The following is a 17,942-nucleotide window of genomic DNA, read 5'->3' as shown; positions in this document are numbered from 1 at the left end:
TGCATTGGTGAAGACATTAGCCGATGATGCCGAGTACAGCCATGATGCCGAAAGCAACAGCAATAATTGGCAACGCCTCTACCAAAGCGATCCCGATAAAGGTTTGGGTGAACAGCATGCCGCGAACTTCAGGTTGACGAGCAATCCCTTCCAGATAGCGTCCAAACACCCAAGCGTTACCAAATGCACCCGCGATAGCGGCAAAAGACAACATGATAGCACCAGCAATAATCGTCAAATCCATAATAAAATCCTCCTTAAAAATTAAATCGTTTTTTGAATCGTTGATTAATGATCGTCAGCCAACTTCTGTGACATGTATACAATGGCCAACACTGTAAATACGTACGCTTGCACCGTTCCGACAAAGACCGAGTACGCCAACCATACGATCAGCGGTGCTTCGGTCAAGAACCCGCCTTTGAGCAACACGATAATCAGAATCTCACCAGCAAAGATGTTCGCCCATAGACGCAAGCCGTGTGTGACAGGCTTGGCGACTTCATCGATGATGTGGAGCGGGAACATCCAGAAGAATGGTTGGAAATAATGGGATGCGTACTTCTTGGGTGACTTTCTGATGCCCAGGAAATGAGCGACAATCGTGATTGCTAAAGCCATCGCGATCGGCACGTTGATGTCAGCAGTCGGTGATTTCCACCAAGCGTAGGCGTTATGATGCTCCGCTTCCTTGCCCGCTTCACCATGATGCTCTCCCGCTGCTTCAATTCCCAGGAAAGGTATGGGTTCATGGTGTTCGGTCACCACGTTAAACATGAGTCCCATCTGATTCGCGATAAAAATGAACAAAAAGAGCGTGAAAGCAAAGCCATAAAAGCGTTCGCTTGTTTTGGCATCCATGTTGGAACGGACAATCCCCTGGGTGAACTCGATGATCATTTCCACAAAGTTTTGCATACCCGTCGGAACCATTGCCAAGCGGCGAGTGGCCAACATAGCGATGAGGAATACCAGGATGCAACAAATCGTCGTGGTGATCATCACAGTCACGTCCAGCTTTACTTGCAAACCCATTAAGTCAAACACTAGCTTTGGTGTTTTTTCCATGTATCCAGCTTCACCCCTTTCCTGACGTGGTTCGGAGTTTTCGAACCTCCCAAAACTCCAATACAATGATGAGTATATAGCAGATTGGCAACCCCACGACAATCGTGCGGACATCAAAATGCATTGGATATTTGAAAGCGACGAGTATCGCAAGGGCAACCATGAGATAACGATTGATCATGCCTGTTCCTCTGTGTCTGGTGGAACCAGTCGCTAAGGTCGTCTCTCCCGCCAGGCGCACTTTACGCGCCATGTACAAGACGTTATACAGACTGACCAACAAGCCAAGGCCTGCTCCAGCAACCATTTTCTTATACGGAGTAAGTAACCATAGGACTAAGAGTAACGCGAGGAATCCGGCTGTGAGGATCACCACTCGTCGGCGAATGGTATGCAATGGATCCATGAGGAGTTCATTCCTTCACAAATGCTTTCAAAGTGAAAAAAGCAGTGATAAAACCGCTTCCAAGCCCAACCAACACACCTGCGAGGAGCAAAAAAGGTTTGGTGCCCCACAAGGCATCCAATTTGTTCCCCACCCAAGCCCCGCCCACGGTCAACAACACGATCTCCGTGCCAATTGAACTGACCATCGCGGCAATGCGCCACAGATTCGTGTCATTTTTCATGAAAAACCCCCATATGTAGGAAGGATTTCAGAAAAGGGCAGACAGCTTCCGGTTGCTTGGAATTCGTTCGGAGAATCTTAGGAAAACTTCCCTTTCCCCTGCCTATAGTAACGAAGCCTCATCCTTTTTGTCAACGTTTTCTCAAAAACATATGTGACAAAAAAGTCGTTTTTTTGAAAAATGGCTTGCTGTTACTACATTTTTATGGGTTTTGACGCCGTCACAGAACAAGTTATTCACCATATCGCTATTGACATATGCACAGACGTTCTTCTCAACATGGCAACATAAACAACTCTAGATCCGATTGCTGATCCCCATGCTAGAGCGTGTCTAACAAGTCAAGTGGGTGCGTAGATGCGGCTTCAACCCCCTAAGGTCGCTCATGCGCGGGGCGCAGGCAAACGCATGTTGCGAGTTGACCGCGGGCCCCGGCGCCGCCTTGTTATTATTTGGTGCCGAACAGCCGATCTCCTGCATCACCCAATCCTGGGATGATATAACTTTTTTCGTCCAGCTTCTCATCAATGGCTGCCACATAAATGTCTACATCCGGATGATCTTTTTGCACTCTGTGAACACCTTCCGGCGCCGCGATCAGGCACATCAGCTTGATCTGTTTCGCGCCCATTTCCTTCAGGATGCGAATCCCGGCTGATGCCGATCCCCCCGTAGCCAGCATCGGGTCGATCACGATCAGTTCCCGTTCACCGATATCGGATGGCATTTTTGAATAGTACTGCACTGGCTCCAACGTCTCCGGATCGCGATACAGGCCGAGATGCCCCACTTTGGCAGCTGGGATCAATTTCAAAATGCCGTCCACCATGCCCAATCCTGCACGCAGAATCGGCACTAGCCCCAGCTTTTTCCCTTCCAAGACTTTGCACTTCGCCTTGGCTACTGGCGTTTCCACTTCCACTTCTCGAAGCGGCATATCCCTTGTGATCTCATAAGCCATCAGTGCGGAAACTTCATCCACCAACTCGCGGAATTCTTTGGTTCCGGTGTGCTTGTCCCGAATAAATGTGAGCTTGTGCTGGATAAGTGGATGATCGAATACATAAACATTCCCCATGTTAACGCCCTTCTTTCTGTCTTGAATGTCTTCGATTTTTGTTCCCATGATAGTTAACCATAAGGCTCCCCGCGAGACAACCTTTTCTTAGATTATTATTGCCACATGTTGGGTTAAATTTCCCACGGCGCAAAAAAAGCCCTAGCAGAGGGCGCTTCGGGGATGGATCATAACGAACCAAGCGGTTTTCACCGCGCTTCGTTACCTGCCTACACACGCGAAAACCCCGAGAGCACTTGGCTCCCGGGGCTAGCTGCTCCGCTTTTTTATTTGTTCGGGTACAGAGGATATGCACCTGTCAATTTGGCTACACGTTGTTTCGCTTCTTCATGCTTCGCTTGGTCTTCAGGGTGCTTCAGGGTCAGAGCGATGATCGCAGCGATCTCTTCCATCGCTTCCACACCCATGCCACGGCTGGTGACCGCCGCCGTCCCGATGCGGATTCCGCTGGTGACAAACGGTTTTTCCGGATCGAATGGAATCGCGTTTTTATTGCAGGTGATGCCCACTTCATCCAAGAGATGCTCCGCTTTTTTACCTGTCAAGCCCAAGTTGCGGACATCGATGAGCACCAGGTGGTTGTCGGTGCCGCCAGAAATGAGTTCAAGGCCGTGCCCTTTGAGCGATTCAGCCAAGCGTTCGGCGTTGTCCACCACTGCTTGGGAATAAGACTTGAACTCATCGGACAGCGCTTCGCCGAGGGCGACAGCTTTTGCGGCGATGATATGCATGAGTGGCCCGCCTTGGACACCGGGGAAGATCGATTTGTCGATCGCTTTGGCAAATTCTTCTTTGCAAAGGATCATCCCGCCGCGTGGGCCGCGCAATGTCTTATGGGTGGTGGTTGTCACAAAGTCAGCATACGGCACAGGGTTTGGGTGATGGCCCGTCGCCACGAGGCCGGCGATGTGAGCCATATCCACCATCAACCGCGCCCCCACTTCGTCGGCAATCTCTCTGAAGCGGGCGAAATCAATTTGGCGCGGATAGGCGCTCGCCCCAGCCACAATCAACTTCGGTTTGTGCTCAAGTGCCATCTGGCGCACTTCTTCATAGTTGATTCGATGTGTCTCTTTATCAACGCCGTATGCAACGAATTTATACAGCTGGCCGGAGAAGTTGACCGGGCTACCATGGGTCAAATGGCCGCCGTGCGCCAAGTTCATGCCCAATACGGTGTCACCTGGTTCCAACACCGCAAAGTACACAGCCATATTGGCTTGCGCACCTGAATGAGGCTGCACATTGGCGTGATCGGCGCCAAACAGCTGTTTCGCCCGTTCCCGCGCCAGTTCTTCCACCACATCCACGTGTTCGCAACCGCCATAATAACGCTTGCCAGGATATCCTTCAGCATATTTATTGGTCAATACCGTCCCCATCGCTTCCATCACCGCTTCGGAAACGAAATTTTCAGAAGCGATGAGTTCGATCTTGTCCCGTTGGCGGCGCAACTCCTTGGTAATTGCCTCAGCCACTTGTGGGTCTTTCCGCTTTAACTGTTCCATTCAACCTGCCCCCTCGAATAAAAAACTTAACATTCCAATCCTCATTTTAACAGATCTTTCGTTTTTAAGGAGACACTTTTTCAATTTCCCGTACATAAACCGCCCGTGCGCCACCAATTAGCTTTGGACGGGTTTTGGCCATGGTCACATGCGCGCCGCCGATCGTTTTCCGCCCAGGACGAACCGGCACAGCTACCGGCTTGAGATGCATGCCGATGAGGGTGTCACCGATGTCGATCCCAGCATCGGCTTGAATCGATTCCACCAACACCGCGTCAGCTAGATGCCGAAAGGCATAAGCGGCCATCGCGCCGCCTGCTTGACGGACAGGTACCACCATCACTTCCTGCCAACCAAACCGCTCTGCCACCGCGCGCTCGACGACAAGAGCTCGATTCAGGTGTTCGCAACATTGAAAAGCCAAATGAAAACCGGCTTCTTGTTGTACCTCCCGCACGCCGGCGAACAAAGCCGCGGCAATCTCTTCACTCCCTTGCGAACCGATCCGTTGCCCAGCCACTTCGCTAGTGCTCACTCCCAAGACCACCACATGCTTGTCCGTCAAACCGGCTTCCGCCACCAGCTCGCGCATGGCATCTTTCACTTCTGCGGACAGCCGTTCCATTCCGTTCACGACTGGAGAGCCCCTTCCAATTCGTGGATTTTTTGCACGCGGCGGGCATGCCGATCCCCTTGGAATTCAGAAGTTAACCACACTCGCACGATCGAGCGGGCCAAATCAGGGCCAACAACGCGCTCCCCAAGGGCCAAAATGTTGGCGTTGTTGTGTTCGCGGCTCATGCGGGCGGAAAACTCATCGCTCACCACTGCACAGCGAATGCCTTTGACTTTGTTAGCGGCGATGGACATGCCAATGCCGGTTCCGCAGATCAGGATACCCAAGTCATATTCGCCGCTAGCCACCTTTTCCGCGACCGGGCGTGCATAATCTGGATAATCGACAGAAGTCGCACAGTCACAGCCAACATCGCTGTAATGGATGCCCATTTCATCCAGCAAATCCTTGATTTCTTGCTTCAACCGAAGGCCACCGTGGTCGGAGCCAAGTAGTATACGCATGTTTATTCCTCCTTTGGAAACATCCATCCCCAGTATAACGCAGTGCTTCCCCTGCTGGCGCTTTGAATTGGGCGTTCCTTTCCGGTCATTCCCTCCATTTGGTCACAATCGCCTCGATCGCCGCCTCGATCTCCCCAGCGCACGCCCGGTATTCTTCTACCGATCCGCCATAGGGGTCGGCGATGTCCTGCTGAAATGCCATCTGTTTCAATTCCAGCAATAGCCGTTCTTCCTCAGCCAATAGCGGGCCCACTTCTTTCATCCACGCTTCTTCTGCTTCTTTGGGCCAAGGCTCGTCCGCTTTGAGTGAAAACCTGCTTTGTACCGCCGCCCGATGACTTTCCATCTCCGCATATAACCGATCCAACGCTTGATGTACCGAAACCTGCTCTGAACCGCCGAAAGCGTATTCTTTTAACGTGAAAATTTTGTCCACGCTCTCGGGGAAATCGTGGATGATAAACGCTTTGTGCTGCGCGGTCATCGTCAAGATCACATCGGCCCACGCCACCAACTCCTTGCACAGCGGGGTTGATGCGTGGCGATGAGCGATCCCCTTCTCTTCCAACACCTGGGTCGCCTGCTCCGACGCCGCGGCTCCGTCCAACGCCGATATCCCAGCCGATTTCACATCCACATCCAGCCGCTCCCGCTCAACCCACTTCCGCAACAGCGCTTCGGCCATCGGGCTTCGGCATGTGTTTCCTGTACAGACAAACAACACCTTACGCACATTTATTCACCTCGCTTCCACCTATTCTCGCACGCCCGGGGGCAACCGGACATCTCATTTCGGCCATCGCGCCAGCGCCTTTTTTGCGTCCCGCGTCTCTTTGCCGACGAGACTAGTGGATAAACTTATTTTAATTAAAAATAAACATCCTTATCATCTACTTTACTCAAAGGAATATTTTGGGGCAATAGGGGGCTTATATCATAAATTTGCATCCCAAGTAGATAAGGATCATTCCGCCGATCACCTCGCCATAGGTGCCAATCCATCCCCCCATGAATCTCCCCAGTACCAGCCCGATCCCGGTCATGGCAAAGCTGAACAAACCAAACAACAACAAGGCCAACCATATATCCGCATCGAACAGCCCCAGACTGAGGCCAGCCGACAAAGAGTCTAAACTTACGCTGAGCGAAAAAAGCAGGATACTTCCCCATGAGGAGATGCGAGAGCGCTCATCCTCTTCCCCTTCCCTGATCACATGCCACAGCATGGATAGGCCCAAAAAGCACAGCATTCCGCCCCCCACCATGACTGCGACATCTTTCATCACTTTGCCCAGCAACTGCCCGATCGCCATGCCGATGAGCGGCATCAACACATGGAAAAAACCGACGGATGCGCTCAACTTGGAAATGGTACCGACCGCGGGCCGTTTCGTGCCCATGCCGACGCCAAATGAAAATGCATCTGTCCCCATCGCAAGGGCGATCATGGAGAGGGTGAACAGCTGCCCCCATTCCACAGTCGTCAGCGGCATATCCGCACCTCCCGTCCAAGTCCTCGTCTCATGGTATGCCCTCGTCCAAGAAAAAAGAACTGGCGGGATGAGGGATTCAAAGCGCGCCTCCAACGACAGGGGGCCATATGGCTCTCTTAAGAATAGACAAAAAGCCAGACGGCTCATCCGTCTGGCTTTTACTTACGCAAATCGAGTGTTTTCCCTGCCGCCGCTTTGGCCAAGCGGTTCATTACTGACCGGTATATCCCCTCCTCAGGGAAGGTCTCGGCGAAGATGACATCCACCTGCTGCTCATCAAACTCCCGCAATGCATGGTACAATCCGCGAGCCACGCTGAGCGGGTCCCGGCGCCATCCACAGCGAACAATCACATCCGCCGTAACAAGGTCGCTGTGTTCCTCGGTCACCAACAGCCCCACCCGGTGCCCTTGTCCCTGCTGACGGCTGATTTCACGTTGTAGCGCCTCTTTCACTTCTGCCCAAGGCTCCCGTACCAGCCACACGTCCCCTTCCGGCGCATAATGGCGGTACTTCATCCCTGGCGAGCGAGGAGACTCATCGTCACGAACCAAGCCGGGGTCCACCTCCACTGTACCGACTGCCGCTTGCAACTGCTCCAACGTCACCCCGCCCGGGCGCAACAGGACAGGCACTTCCCCTGTCACATCGACAACCGTTGACTCCAAGCCGTACCCGGTCGCACCTCCGTCAAGGATCAGGGCTACTTTTCCCCGCAGGTCATCCCACACATGCAGAGCTTCCGTGGGGCTGGGGCGCCCTGAGCGGTTGGCACTGGGAGCCGCAACGGGAATTCCCGTTTCCAACAGCAACGCCTGAGCAAGTGGATGATCCGGCACCCGCACCGCAACAGTGGGCAAACCGGCGGTCACATTGGACGCCAAGTTGCCTCTGTGTCGAAAAACCATCGTCAGCGGGCCGGGCCAAAACCGGCGGGCCAATTCGGCGGCGATGGGCGGAATGGACTCCACCCAGTCACCCACCTGCTCCACCGCTCCCAAGTGAATGATGAGCGGATTGTCTGAGGGGCGCCCTTTGGCTTTGTAAATGCTGGACACCGCGTCCGCAGAGGTGGCGATCGCTCCCAATCCGTAAACCGTTTCCGTCGGAAAAGCGACCAATCCCCCTCGCTTGAGGATGTTGGCCGCCTCCTGAATCTCCACCCTACCGCGCAATTCCTCGATTCCCTTTCCCTCATCAACCACCCGACTCAAGCGTGTCTCTATCCATTCCACAATCCATTCTCCTTTTCCTCATCCGCTGTCACATCTGTCCACCTATCTTAACACAATAGAGCAAAGAATTCAGACACCGGTCGTCATTGCTGATGGGAAGGGACGCAGGAGAACACCATCGCCGTTCCTTGGTTCCGGGATCGTTCCACATGTTCGGATTCCCGGATATCCGCCGGCAATTCGTCAAACGCAATTTCGGAAAAACCCAATTGGGTGAAAAATTCCTGGGAAGCGCCCGCTAACAGATACACATGCGACAAGCGCAGTTTGCTCGCATAGGACAGAAGGATTTGGATCATGTTCATGCCCACTTTGGTGTTCCACGGCGCCCGCTCCAACACAAACGAACGCAACAACCCATACTTTCCGTGAACCTCCATGCCTACCGCCCCGGCCAATTGCGGTGTCTCTCCCTCATCCGTGGGCATTTCCACCACAAAAAAATGATCGATATGCTCATCAATTCCTTTATCATTGAGTCCGGCTTCCCTCAACAATTTGCGCACTTGAAAGACGTCTCGCTCAATGGCTCGTCGTATCACGAACATACAACCTTGCCCCCTGTCTCGCTTGTCCTACAATATGACGGTATGACAGGGGGTAAACGCGTAGAACAAAAATCGGTAGAGCAAAGCGCTCTATGTTAGGATATCCTCTTTCTACGCTCATTTTTTCAACAGCTTATCCAACAGGAAAAACCGCACTTGGATTTTCTCTTCTTTAGGTTGCGCCGGTTGGGTCGGTTCTAGCGAAGCGGACAACGACTCCGGGGGTGGCTCCACCGCGTCACCGTTGCTCATGTCGATAAAGCATAAAGGCGGAAACAGCACACACCACCAATTTTCCCCTTCTCCTCGCCCGATCGTAACACGCAACGCTTCATAATTGCCGGCCGGATATACCTTTTCTCCATACAGCTTAGTCGGGAACGGCACGCGCCCAAAATCGACTTTGACCGGATAATCAAATCCATGTTGGGCGACAGTGCGTTCGGCCAATGCCTGAAAACGGGGCAAACGGGATCGAATCAACTGCCGGGCTTCACCGATGTCGCCCGGTTGCTCGGCCCAAGTCTCAATCTCTTTCACCAGTTCATCCCGCACTTTGCGCTTCAACCACTGATCCCGCAGCTGGTCGCTGTTAGCCAAAATGCGTAACCGTATCGCTTGTTCTGGAATCCCCTTTTCCGGATGATCCGGCGCCTGGCGGCCGGAGACCACTGCGGACGATTCCGCGCGAACAAAAGAACATAAGATAAAACCGCTCAACAAAAATAAAAAAATAGTCCGTTTGCACATCTAAATCCTCCCCCTTGTCCTTACCCAAAGTATGGACAGGGGGGCAACCCGTTTATACATGTTTTTGTAATTTTCACCCTACTGCAGAACGCCACCCGACGACGATTCGATCTAGGCCAGCCAAATCTTGTTTTACCGTCACTTCTTGGCAGACATTGCCCAAAAGCTCTGCCACCGCGCGCCCCTGGTCGGCCCCGATCTCAAAGCAGATCAGCTTCGGACCCGCTTTCACCGAAGCTAGGGCGCTCACCATGCGACGATAGGGAGATAGGCCGTCGTCGCCACCGTCTAAGGCAAGGTGTGGTTCAAAGTCGCGCACTTGCCGCTCCAGCTCATAAACCGTCTGAGACGGAATATACGGCGGGTTAGAGACCAGAATATCGATGTCGGATAGTCCTGCCCCTACCGGCGCCAATAAGTCGCCCTGAAGCCAGCAGATTTGCTCTCTGACCCCATACCTCGCAGCATTCATCTGAGCCACTTCCAGTGCGGAGGCCGATAAGTCGATCGCCGTCAAATGCCATTGTGGCTTCTCCAGCGCCAATGTCACTGCAATCGCGCCACTGCCCGTCCCCACATCAACCACACGCAACGCATCCTCAGCAAAACGCCGCCCAGCCTCATCGATTACCGCTTCAATCAGCAATTCGGTTTCCGGCCGGGGGATGAGCACAGCCGGACTGACGTGGAACACCCTTCCGTAAAACTCCTGGTCACCCACAATGTATTGCAACGGCTCCCCCGCCGCCCGCCGCCTGAGCCATTCCTCCAGCTTTGTTGCCAAGTCCGCCGGAAACGGGTCAGACAAATGCATGAAAAATTGCGTTCGATCCAAGCCTACCAGACGCCGGATCAGCAATTCCGCCTCAAAATTTGCATTCTCTTCCGCCCCGTTGTCCTGCAAAAAAGAAGAAGCCCGGCGATAGGCTTCTCTCAGCGTATATTCCCTATGCATCCCACCGACTCCTTTGGCAAACTCGCTCACTGCGCCTCTTTGCTGAGCAGTTTCGTCTGTTCATGCAAAATCAGGGAATCAATCACTTCCTGCAAGTCACCATCCAAAATCAAATCGAGCTTGTGCAGGGTCAAGCCGATGCGGTGATCCGTCACCCTGCTTTGCGGATAGTTGTACGTGCGAATCCGCTCACTCCGGTCCCCGGTTCCAACCGCACTACGGCGAGCGTCGGCCAGCTTGGCGTTCTCTTCCTGTTGCTTGAGGTCATACAGCCGAGCCCGCAAAACCCGCATCGCTTTTTCCTTGTTGCTGTTCTGCGATTTCTCATCTTGGCAGGATACGACGATCCCCGTCGGAATATGCGTGATCCGCACCGCCGATTGCGTTGTGTTCACGCTTTGGCCGCCAGGGCCGCTCGAACAGAAGGTGTCAATCCGCAAATCTTTATCGTGGATTTCGATTTCCACCTCTTCCGCTTCTGGCAACACCGCCACCGTCGCCGTTGAGGTGTGAATCCGGCCGCCTGACTCCGTTTCCGGCACGCGCTGCACTCGGTGGGCGCCGCTTTCATACTTCAGCCGGCTGTAAGCGCCACGCCCCTGGATGGAAAAGACTACTTCCTTAAATCCGCCCAATCCCGTCGCATTGGCTTCCAACAGCTCCACTTTCCAACCTTGGCGTTCGGCGTAACGGGTGTACATCCGGTACAAGTTTGCCGCAAACAGCGCCGCCTCTTCCCCGCCGGCCGCACCACGGATCTCGACGATGACGTTTTTCTCGTCGTTGGGGTCCTTCGGCAACAGGAGGATCTTGATCCGTTCTTCCAACTCTTCTTTGCTCGCCGTCAATTCTTCGATCTCCGCCTTCACCAATTCGCGCATCTCATCATCCAGCTTTTCTTCCAACATCGCCTTTGCGTCGCGCAATTGTTCAACCACATTTTTATATTCTAGATACGCTTGATTTTTCTCTTCCAATCCCGATTGTTCCTTGGAATATTCCCGCAATTTCTTGCTATCGCTGATAACTTCGGGATCGCATAGCAAGCGGCTCAGTTCTTCATATCGCTGATGAATCGCCTCTAAACGATCTAACACAGTTCTCACTCCCACATATCATAAAATCGCCGACCCGTTGGAATATGGATGCGCTTTCCCACCCAACGCCAACGCCCATGCAGATCCGACTCTATAAACACGTTATTTGATTGTACCACATCCCGCACCTTTTTTGGAAGAAACCAAAGACACCGTTCCAATGATAATGTTATGATGATAGAAAATGACAGAAAAGTTAAAGGGAGAACACTGATACATGTACGAAGCACTTTCTGCAATCATTGAAAACCTGACCGTGTTTGGCCCGATCATCATCTTGTTCTACTTGGTCAATCTCGCCGAGCGTTCGCGCACACCAGAGCATCCGCGCGAAGGAAAAGAGTTCGCCTTGGTTCTTTATATGTTGATGGCTCTCGGTTTTGCCATCGTTTTTTTGCTCGGCCTTATCGCCCACTTCCAAGGCGGGCAGTTGGCACACACCCTCCAAGGCATCTATTCTGAACGCATCGTCAATCACTTTGCTAGCCAGCATGCATCCATCGGTATGAGCTTGTGGATTCCGTCCTTAGTAGGCATGCTCGTCTTCATCCCGTCGTTGCGCCGGTTCTTGGCCGGAAAGGTGTTGCCGATCGACCCTGCTCATCGGGTACATACGATGGCGTTATCTTTCAGCATGGTGGTCTGGGTTCAACTTTTCGTCACCGTCGCCATCGGACTCGGCCTGATCAATGACGCCACCGCACCAAACGTGGCAGCGTCCTATACGTTTGCCTCCATCTGGTCGCAAAACATTTTATTCGCCTTACTCGCCTTTATCGGAACAGGGTGGCTGACCCGCCGCAATGGGAAAGAAGTACTGGAGCGCCTTGGCGTGCGCCCTCTCACATTGAAACAAGTCCTTGCTGGGATCGGCATTGGCGCCGCGCTCACCCTGTTTCCAGCCTTGATGACATGGGTGGAAACCCTATTCGGACCGATCGTGGACCAAAATGTGAACGATCTGACCACCAAGATGCTAGGCCCCTTGTTCGATTCCATCCCCGGTGTGCTCACACTCGGATTGGCGGCCGCTTTGGGTGAAGAACTCATCTTCCGCGGAGCACTTTTGCCCCGCTTCGGCATCGTCTACACCAGCGTGTTGTTCGCTTTGATCCACACTAACTACGGGCTCAGCCTGTCCACCCTGATGATTTTCTTCGTGGCGCTGGCGTTGGCGTTTGCTCGCCTACGCGTCAACACTACGTTGAGCATGGTCATCCATGCAACCTACAATATCACCCTCGGCCTGCTCTATATGTTGGCTGGATAAGGGCCAAACGGCAAAAAATCTCAACACGCGCATTGCTGTGTTGAGATTTTTTTATTCAGCGGACAACCAGTTCATGGCAATGGCGGCAGCGCGCTTCATACTGCTCGGAAGCCCCTACTTGGATGACGGGATCATTTACGGCGGCGGGCCGGCCGTCAATCAAGCGTTGGGTCCGGCTGGCCGGAGCCCCGCATTTCACACAGATCGCTTGCAACTTGGTCACATACTCAGCAACGGAAAGCAAGAGGGGGGTAGGGCCAAATGGCTTTCCGCGGAAGTCCTGATCCAGTCCCGCACAGATTACGCGTTTCCCTTGATCGGCCAGATCCTGGCAGACTTCTACAATTTCCGGTTCAAAAAATTGCACTTCGTCAATGGCCACCACATCTACTTCCGATGTGATCAGCGACATGAGTTCCGTTGCGCTGCTGACCGGATGGGCATCGGCGATCAAACCGTTGTGCGAAGCAATCGCTTCACTGTGATAACGGTCATCAATGGCCGGCTTAAAAGCCATCACCTGCAACTTGGCGATTTTGGCGCGTCGAATCCGGCGGATCAACTCTTCGCTCTTCCCGGAAAACATCCCACCGCAGATAATCTCGATCCAGCCCTGGCGCTTGATGTAAAGCCGTTCGCTTTTCACTCTCGTTCCTCCCGTCCGTGTTCGTTACAAATTGTCATTTTAACCGATCTTGACGAAAACGGATAGTTACAAGTTTTCCCGCACAAAAAAATCCAGGATGTCCCTGGATCGACTTTCTTCGCAACAAAAAAGGCAAGCTTCCAACGATCGGCTTGCCTGGCAGGTTTTAACGCCAACAATCTCATTATTTGAGGTTGTATTTCTTTTTGAAACGGTCTACGCGACCACCCGCATTTACCATTTTTTGTTTACCAGTAAAGAAAGGATGGCACTCGGAGCAAACGTCCACTCTCAAGTTCTCAACGGTAGATCCGGTTTCAAATGTATTTCCACATGCACAGGTAACAGTCGTCATTTTGTATGCCGGATGAACTCCTGCTTTCATGCTTTTCACCTCTTTTCCTAGCCATTCCATCTGTGACTCACTCCCCACAAAATGCAGAGAAGTTATTCGCACGATTTCTAGAAAATCACTGCAACATTATAGCATGGTTAACAGCAGGAAGCAAGGCGGTGTCTGTTCACAAAAAATAAATGAATGCCAATTATCTCAATAGCCGCAATGGGTTAATTGCTTTATCTCCTTTGCGCACCTCAAAGTGCAAGTGATACCCGGTTGCCCTGCCGGTCATCCCCATAAAGCCTAAAACCCGCCCCGTCGCGACTTGCTCGCCTTTGCTAACTGTAATCCGGCTCAAGTGCGCATAGTACGTGACCCAGCCTCCGCCATGATCCACGACCACCAAATTCCCATATCCGTTCACATACCCCGCTTGGACAACCTGTCCACTAAGCGATGCATGAATCTCCGCTTTCTCTTTCGCCGGGCTCCAGATATCGATCCCTTTATGTTGCCGCCCATTACGCCAGCCAAAGTTGCTGGTGACCTGTCCGGCTACAGGCCAACGAAAGACAAACTCCCCACTCGATTGCCGCGTTGGTGTTGTCGCCAATCGCGCCGCATTTCCGCGATTTTCCTTGACCCGCTTCGGCGGAGGGGCCATCCGCACCGGAACCGCTATCAATTGGCCAATATATGCCAGTTCGGCGTCGGCCAGTTCCGGGTTGAGATAACGGATCAGCTCCGGCACTGTCTGATACTCTTTGGCCAACCGCGCGACGGAATCGCTCTGTTTGAGGCGAATCCATTTTTTGGTCAGCGGAATCGTCAGCTTTTGCCCTGCACGCAATCGGTCGGGGTCGGGCAACCGATTGACTTGGGCAATCTCATGATAGTCCAAGCCAAATAGCTGGCCGATCTCCATCAGGGTGTCTCCTTGCTTCACCTCGTAAACCAACGGCTTGGTCTCCACCCTAGCGGCCAGATTTCCTTCGGCCACCGCCATGACCGGATTGAGATATTGAAAGATCGCTTCCTCGGCTATCTGTTTCTGCTCAGGTTCCCCATCCGCTCCCTCCAGCAACTCCGCGGAGACAACCGGATGTCTGTCTGTTCCGAACATCCATGAAGCCGATGTGGTAACAGCGAGGGAAGAAGCCAACAATGCGCGTTTGGAAGACATGTCAGCACCTCACAAAAAGATGAAAGTGTCGGGTATACATTCACCCGGTTTCATCTTATGTGAGGCACTCGCTCGATATGTCAGTGAAATGTGCCGCTCATGAAACAGGAGTGGTTTGGCGGGGGGATTTCAACTCCAGGGAGCCTAAGAATTCCTCATTGGTTTTGGCTTGTTTCAGCCGTTTGATAAGCGCCTCCGTGGAATCCGGCGCATCGTTAAGCGATTTCCTCAGCGCCCACAATTTTTCCAACTCCGTCTTGCTCAAGAGCAAATCTTCGCGGCGCGTGCCAGATCTGCGAATATCGATCGCGGGAAAGATGCGGCGTTCTGCCAACTTGCGATCCAAATGCAATTCCAGATTGCCTGTCCCTTTGAACTCTTCATAGATGACATCATCCATGCGTGAACCGGTCTCAACTAAGGCCGTCGCCAAAATTGTCAAACTTCCGCCTTCCTCCACGTTGCGGGCAGCTCCAAAGAAACGCTTGGGACGATGGAGCGCAGCGGGATCAATCCCCCCGGACAACGTGCGCCCGCTCGGCGGGATGACCAAATTGTAAGCGCGGGCCAACCGTGTGACACTATCCAGCAAAATCACGACATCTTTCTTGTGCTCTACCAGCCGTTGCGCCCGTTCTAACACCAACTCAGCCACTTTGATATGGTTTTCGGGCAACTCATCAAACGTGGAGCTCACCACTTCCGCTTTGACGGAGCGTTGCATGTCAGTCACTTCTTCGGGCCGCTCATCAATCAGCAACACAAACAGCTCGATATCCGGATAATTCTCTGTAATGCTGTTAGCGATTTCTTTGAGCAACATCGTTTTCCCCGCTTTGGGCTGGGCTACGATCAAACCGCGCTGCCCCAACCCCACCGGAGCGATCAAGTCCATCATCCGCGTCGATATCCGCTCTGGCGTCGTCTCCAACACCAAGCGTTGCTCTGGATAGAGGGGCGTCAACGCCGCAAAATGCAAACGCTCGGCAGCGACATTCGGATCTTCGCCATTAACCGCCTCCACATGCAACAAACCAAAATAACGCTCATTTTCCTTCGGCGGACGCACTTTTCCCGATACCAAGTCGCCTGAGCGCAGGTCAAAGCGACGGATCTGGGAAGCGGAAATATAAATGTCTTCCGACGAGGGCAGGAAGTTGATCGGACGCAAAAAACCGTACCCTTCCGGCAGGACATCGAGCACGCCTTCCATGAACATCAGCCCGTCTTGCTCCGCCTTTGCTTTTAATATCGCGAAAATCAGTTCTTTCTTTTTCAGCTGTGAATAATAAGGAATTTGATATTCTTTTGCCAGTTTGTACAAGTCGACCAACCGGCGATTCTCCAATTCGCTCAAGGTGAGCTCCATGGGTACCATCACCACTCGATTCTAGTTTCATCCCTCCTCCGCCAAACAGAGAGGAAGAAGGGTATTATAAAACAAGGTTTGGTTTTTTCTCAAGTCGATGGGTACCTTCCATAAAACGCACGGTTCCTGTTTTGGCGCGCATCACAACGGAATGCGTTTTCGCCAAGTTCCCTTGATAACGGACACCTTTCAACAATTCGCCATCAGTCACCCCAGTCGCCGCGAAGATGGCATCGTCGCCTTTGACGAGATCGTCCATGCGCAAGACTTTGTTTGGATCGGAAATGCCCATCTTCAGGCAACGCTGAACTTGTTCCTCGTTTTCCGGCATCAGGCGCCCGAGAATCTCCCCACCCAAGCATTTAAGAGCCACAGCCGCCAACACACCTTCTGGAGCTCCGCCTGAGCCAAATAGAATGTCCACGCCCGTATCCGGGAATCCCGTATGAATGGCCGCCGCCACATCCCCGTCTGGAATCAGCTTAATCCGTGCCCCGGCGTTCCGTATTTCCTCGATCAGTTTGGCATGGCGCGGACGATCCAGCACCACGGCAACCAAATCATCCATGTCTTTGCCTGTCGCGCGCGCCACCGCTTTCAAGTTGTCAACCACAGGTGCGTCAAGATCAACCAAACCGACTGCTTTTGGCCCCACCGCGATTTTGTCCATGTACATGTCAGGCGCATGTAACAAACAACCGCGATCAGCCACCGCAACGACGGAGAGGGCGTTCCATAGCCCTTTGGCCACAATGTTCGTTCCTTCAAGCGGATCTACGGCGACATCCAATTCCGGCATGTACCCCAGACCGAGCCGCTCCCCGATATACAACATGGGCGCTTCATCCATCTCCCCTTCACCGATGACAACTGTGCCGCGCATCGGAATGGTGTCAAACACCTTGCGCATCGCTTCCGTGGCCGCCCCGTCGGCTTCATCTTTCTTCCCGAATCCCATCCACCGCGCCGAAGCGATCGCCGCTGCTTCCGTCACGCGAACCAATTCCATTGTCAAACTTCGTTCCATCATTGCCATGTGTAATCCCCTCGCATCTTCATTCAGTATGTCACATGTATAGGATTAGAGTATCACATTTTACCCGATAGGTCATACTCCATCCACAGGCCCATCGGCGCACATGCTGGCTGGGTCGCGAGTTGGTCCAGTTGTCACAAACAGGGTTCCACCACATGAAAACAATAAGTGGCAAAAGAAAGAAAAAAGACAGGATGAAGGATGGTCCCTCCCTGTGGCAATCAAACGCACGGCATGCAACCCACGTGGCAGACACACGCTGAATAGGGAAAGTGGCAATGATTGACGGCGGCGCACCCGCGTCAACTTCGATTGAGAGGAGATGGTTCGCAGGAGAACGATGGAACAATTCGGAATGAAGGGCAGGTTGTATGGAGACAGACGGAAAACAAAACATTCTGTCCAGTAACCGGTAACGTTTTATTCTTTCATCAGTACCCCCAACTACTTTACTTTAGCAGAAAAAAGAAGAGAGATGTTGATGAACATTTGTTTCACTTGTGAACCTACAGTGTACACAAAACATCTTCGCCTTGCATGCGCGAAATCCTTTTCCAAGAAAAACATGTTTCTTTTTTCAATTCAACCCATCTTTAACCATGGTATGCCCAATCGCCCCCCTATCCAAACACCCCATGGAAGCCCCGAGGCGATTGG

The 17,942-nt window shown here is 52.7% G+C and carries 21 protein-coding genes; 1 reads left to right on the top strand and 20 read right to left on the bottom strand.

What is annotated here, in order from left to right; all coding sequences use genetic code 11:
- Positions 1-16: 16 nt before the first annotated feature.
- The 15 genes from atpE to prfA form a co-directional block, all read right to left on the bottom strand.
- Positions 17-244, bottom strand: a complete 228-nt coding sequence (atpE, locus tag QQZ12_RS11650) for a F0F1 ATP synthase subunit C (protein WP_022737383.1) — start codon at positions 242-244, stop codon at positions 17-19.
- 44 nt (positions 245-288) lie between these two features.
- A complete protein-coding gene (gene atpB, locus QQZ12_RS11645) occupies positions 289-1,068 on the bottom strand; it encodes a F0F1 ATP synthase subunit A (protein WP_022737382.1) in 780 nt (259 codons plus the stop codon).
- 10 nt (positions 1,069-1,078) lie between these two features.
- The gene (locus QQZ12_RS11640; protein ID WP_022737381.1) at positions 1,079-1,474 is read right to left on the bottom strand and encodes an ATP synthase subunit I; all 396 of its coding nucleotides are present in this window, start codon (positions 1,472-1,474) and stop codon (positions 1,079-1,081) included.
- Between the two features lie 7 nt (positions 1,475-1,481).
- Positions 1,482-1,697 (bottom strand): AtpZ/AtpI family protein, encoded by a 216-nt coding sequence (locus QQZ12_RS11635; protein WP_102993646.1) that lies wholly within the window; start codon positions 1,695-1,697, stop codon positions 1,482-1,484.
- 448 nt (positions 1,698-2,145) lie between these two features.
- On the bottom strand, positions 2,146-2,775 hold the full coding sequence (gene upp, locus QQZ12_RS11630; RefSeq protein WP_102993647.1) for a uracil phosphoribosyltransferase: 630 nt from the start codon (positions 2,773-2,775) through the stop codon (positions 2,146-2,148).
- A gap of 266 nt (positions 2,776-3,041) precedes the next feature.
- Positions 3,042-4,283, bottom strand: a complete 1,242-nt coding sequence (glyA, locus tag QQZ12_RS11625) for a serine hydroxymethyltransferase (RefSeq protein WP_102993648.1) — start codon at positions 4,281-4,283, stop codon at positions 3,042-3,044.
- 64 nt (positions 4,284-4,347) lie between these two features.
- Entirely contained in the window at positions 4,348-4,908 is a 561-nt protein-coding gene (locus QQZ12_RS11620; protein ID WP_102993927.1) for a TIGR01440 family protein, read from the bottom strand.
- A gap of 5 nt (positions 4,909-4,913) precedes the next feature.
- Entirely contained in the window at positions 4,914-5,363 is a 450-nt protein-coding gene (rpiB, locus tag QQZ12_RS11615) for a ribose 5-phosphate isomerase B (protein ID WP_022737376.1), read from the bottom strand.
- Positions 5,364-5,448: 85 nt separating this feature from the next.
- A complete protein-coding gene (locus QQZ12_RS11610) occupies positions 5,449-6,096 on the bottom strand; it encodes a low molecular weight protein arginine phosphatase (protein ID WP_102993649.1) in 648 nt (215 codons plus the stop codon).
- Positions 6,097-6,292: 196 nt separating this feature from the next.
- Positions 6,293-6,856, bottom strand: coding sequence for a manganese efflux pump MntP (locus tag QQZ12_RS11605; protein WP_284724462.1), 564 nt, complete (start codon positions 6,854-6,856; stop codon positions 6,293-6,295).
- A 158-nt stretch (positions 6,857-7,014) separates the two neighbouring features.
- Complete coding sequence (locus QQZ12_RS11600) at positions 7,015-8,070, bottom strand: L-threonylcarbamoyladenylate synthase (protein WP_284724485.1); 1,056 nt, start codon at positions 8,068-8,070, stop codon at positions 7,015-7,017.
- Positions 8,071-8,174: 104 nt separating this feature from the next.
- Positions 8,175-8,639, bottom strand: a complete 465-nt coding sequence (locus QQZ12_RS11595; protein WP_154986021.1) for a GNAT family N-acetyltransferase — start codon at positions 8,637-8,639, stop codon at positions 8,175-8,177.
- A 117-nt stretch (positions 8,640-8,756) separates the two neighbouring features.
- Positions 8,757-9,389 (bottom strand): stage II sporulation protein R, encoded by a 633-nt coding sequence (gene spoIIR, locus QQZ12_RS11590; protein ID WP_102993652.1) that lies wholly within the window; start codon positions 9,387-9,389, stop codon positions 8,757-8,759.
- Positions 9,390-9,462: 73 nt separating this feature from the next.
- Entirely contained in the window at positions 9,463-10,344 is an 882-nt protein-coding gene (gene prmC / locus QQZ12_RS11585; RefSeq protein WP_102993929.1) for a peptide chain release factor N(5)-glutamine methyltransferase, read from the bottom strand.
- Between the two features lie 26 nt (positions 10,345-10,370).
- On the bottom strand, positions 10,371-11,441 hold the full coding sequence (gene prfA / locus QQZ12_RS11580; RefSeq protein ID WP_102993653.1) for a peptide chain release factor 1: 1,071 nt from the start codon (positions 11,439-11,441) through the stop codon (positions 10,371-10,373).
- Between the two features lie 217 nt (positions 11,442-11,658).
- Between prfA and QQZ12_RS11575 the strand changes: the two genes are divergently transcribed.
- Positions 11,659-12,711, top strand: coding sequence for a CPBP family intramembrane glutamic endopeptidase (locus QQZ12_RS11575; RefSeq protein WP_102993654.1), 1,053 nt, complete (start codon positions 11,659-11,661; stop codon positions 12,709-12,711).
- A gap of 55 nt (positions 12,712-12,766) precedes the next feature.
- On the opposite strand, the gene QQZ12_RS11570 is transcribed toward QQZ12_RS11575, so the two are convergent.
- The 5 genes from QQZ12_RS11570 to glpX all read right to left on the bottom strand — a co-directional run bounded on the left by QQZ12_RS11570 (position 12,767) and on the right by glpX (position 17,276).
- Positions 12,767-13,357: a thymidine kinase gene (locus QQZ12_RS11570; protein ID WP_223247994.1), complete on the bottom strand. Its 591-nt coding sequence runs from the start codon at positions 13,355-13,357 to the stop codon at positions 12,767-12,769.
- Positions 13,358-13,541: 184 nt separating this feature from the next.
- The gene (gene rpmE, locus QQZ12_RS11565) at positions 13,542-13,742 is read right to left on the bottom strand and encodes a 50S ribosomal protein L31 (protein WP_102993931.1); all 201 of its coding nucleotides are present in this window, start codon (positions 13,740-13,742) and stop codon (positions 13,542-13,544) included.
- Between the two features lie 160 nt (positions 13,743-13,902).
- A complete protein-coding gene (locus QQZ12_RS11560; protein WP_102993655.1) occupies positions 13,903-14,880 on the bottom strand; it encodes a LysM peptidoglycan-binding domain-containing M23 family metallopeptidase in 978 nt (325 codons plus the stop codon).
- Positions 14,881-14,977: 97 nt separating this feature from the next.
- Entirely contained in the window at positions 14,978-16,249 is a 1,272-nt protein-coding gene (rho, locus tag QQZ12_RS11555) for a transcription termination factor Rho (RefSeq protein ID WP_284724461.1), read from the bottom strand.
- A 64-nt stretch (positions 16,250-16,313) separates the two neighbouring features.
- On the bottom strand, positions 16,314-17,276 hold the full coding sequence (glpX, locus tag QQZ12_RS11550; RefSeq protein WP_102993932.1) for a class II fructose-bisphosphatase: 963 nt from the start codon (positions 17,274-17,276) through the stop codon (positions 16,314-16,316).
- Positions 17,277-17,942 lie beyond the last annotated feature (666 nt).

The organism is Laceyella tengchongensis (assembly GCF_900182735.1).
Lineage (GTDB): Bacteria > Bacillota > Bacilli > Thermoactinomycetales > Thermoactinomycetaceae > Laceyella > Laceyella tengchongensis.
Note: the sequence above shows the minus strand (reverse complement) of the source record. Positions and strands in the feature narration are given on the sequence as shown.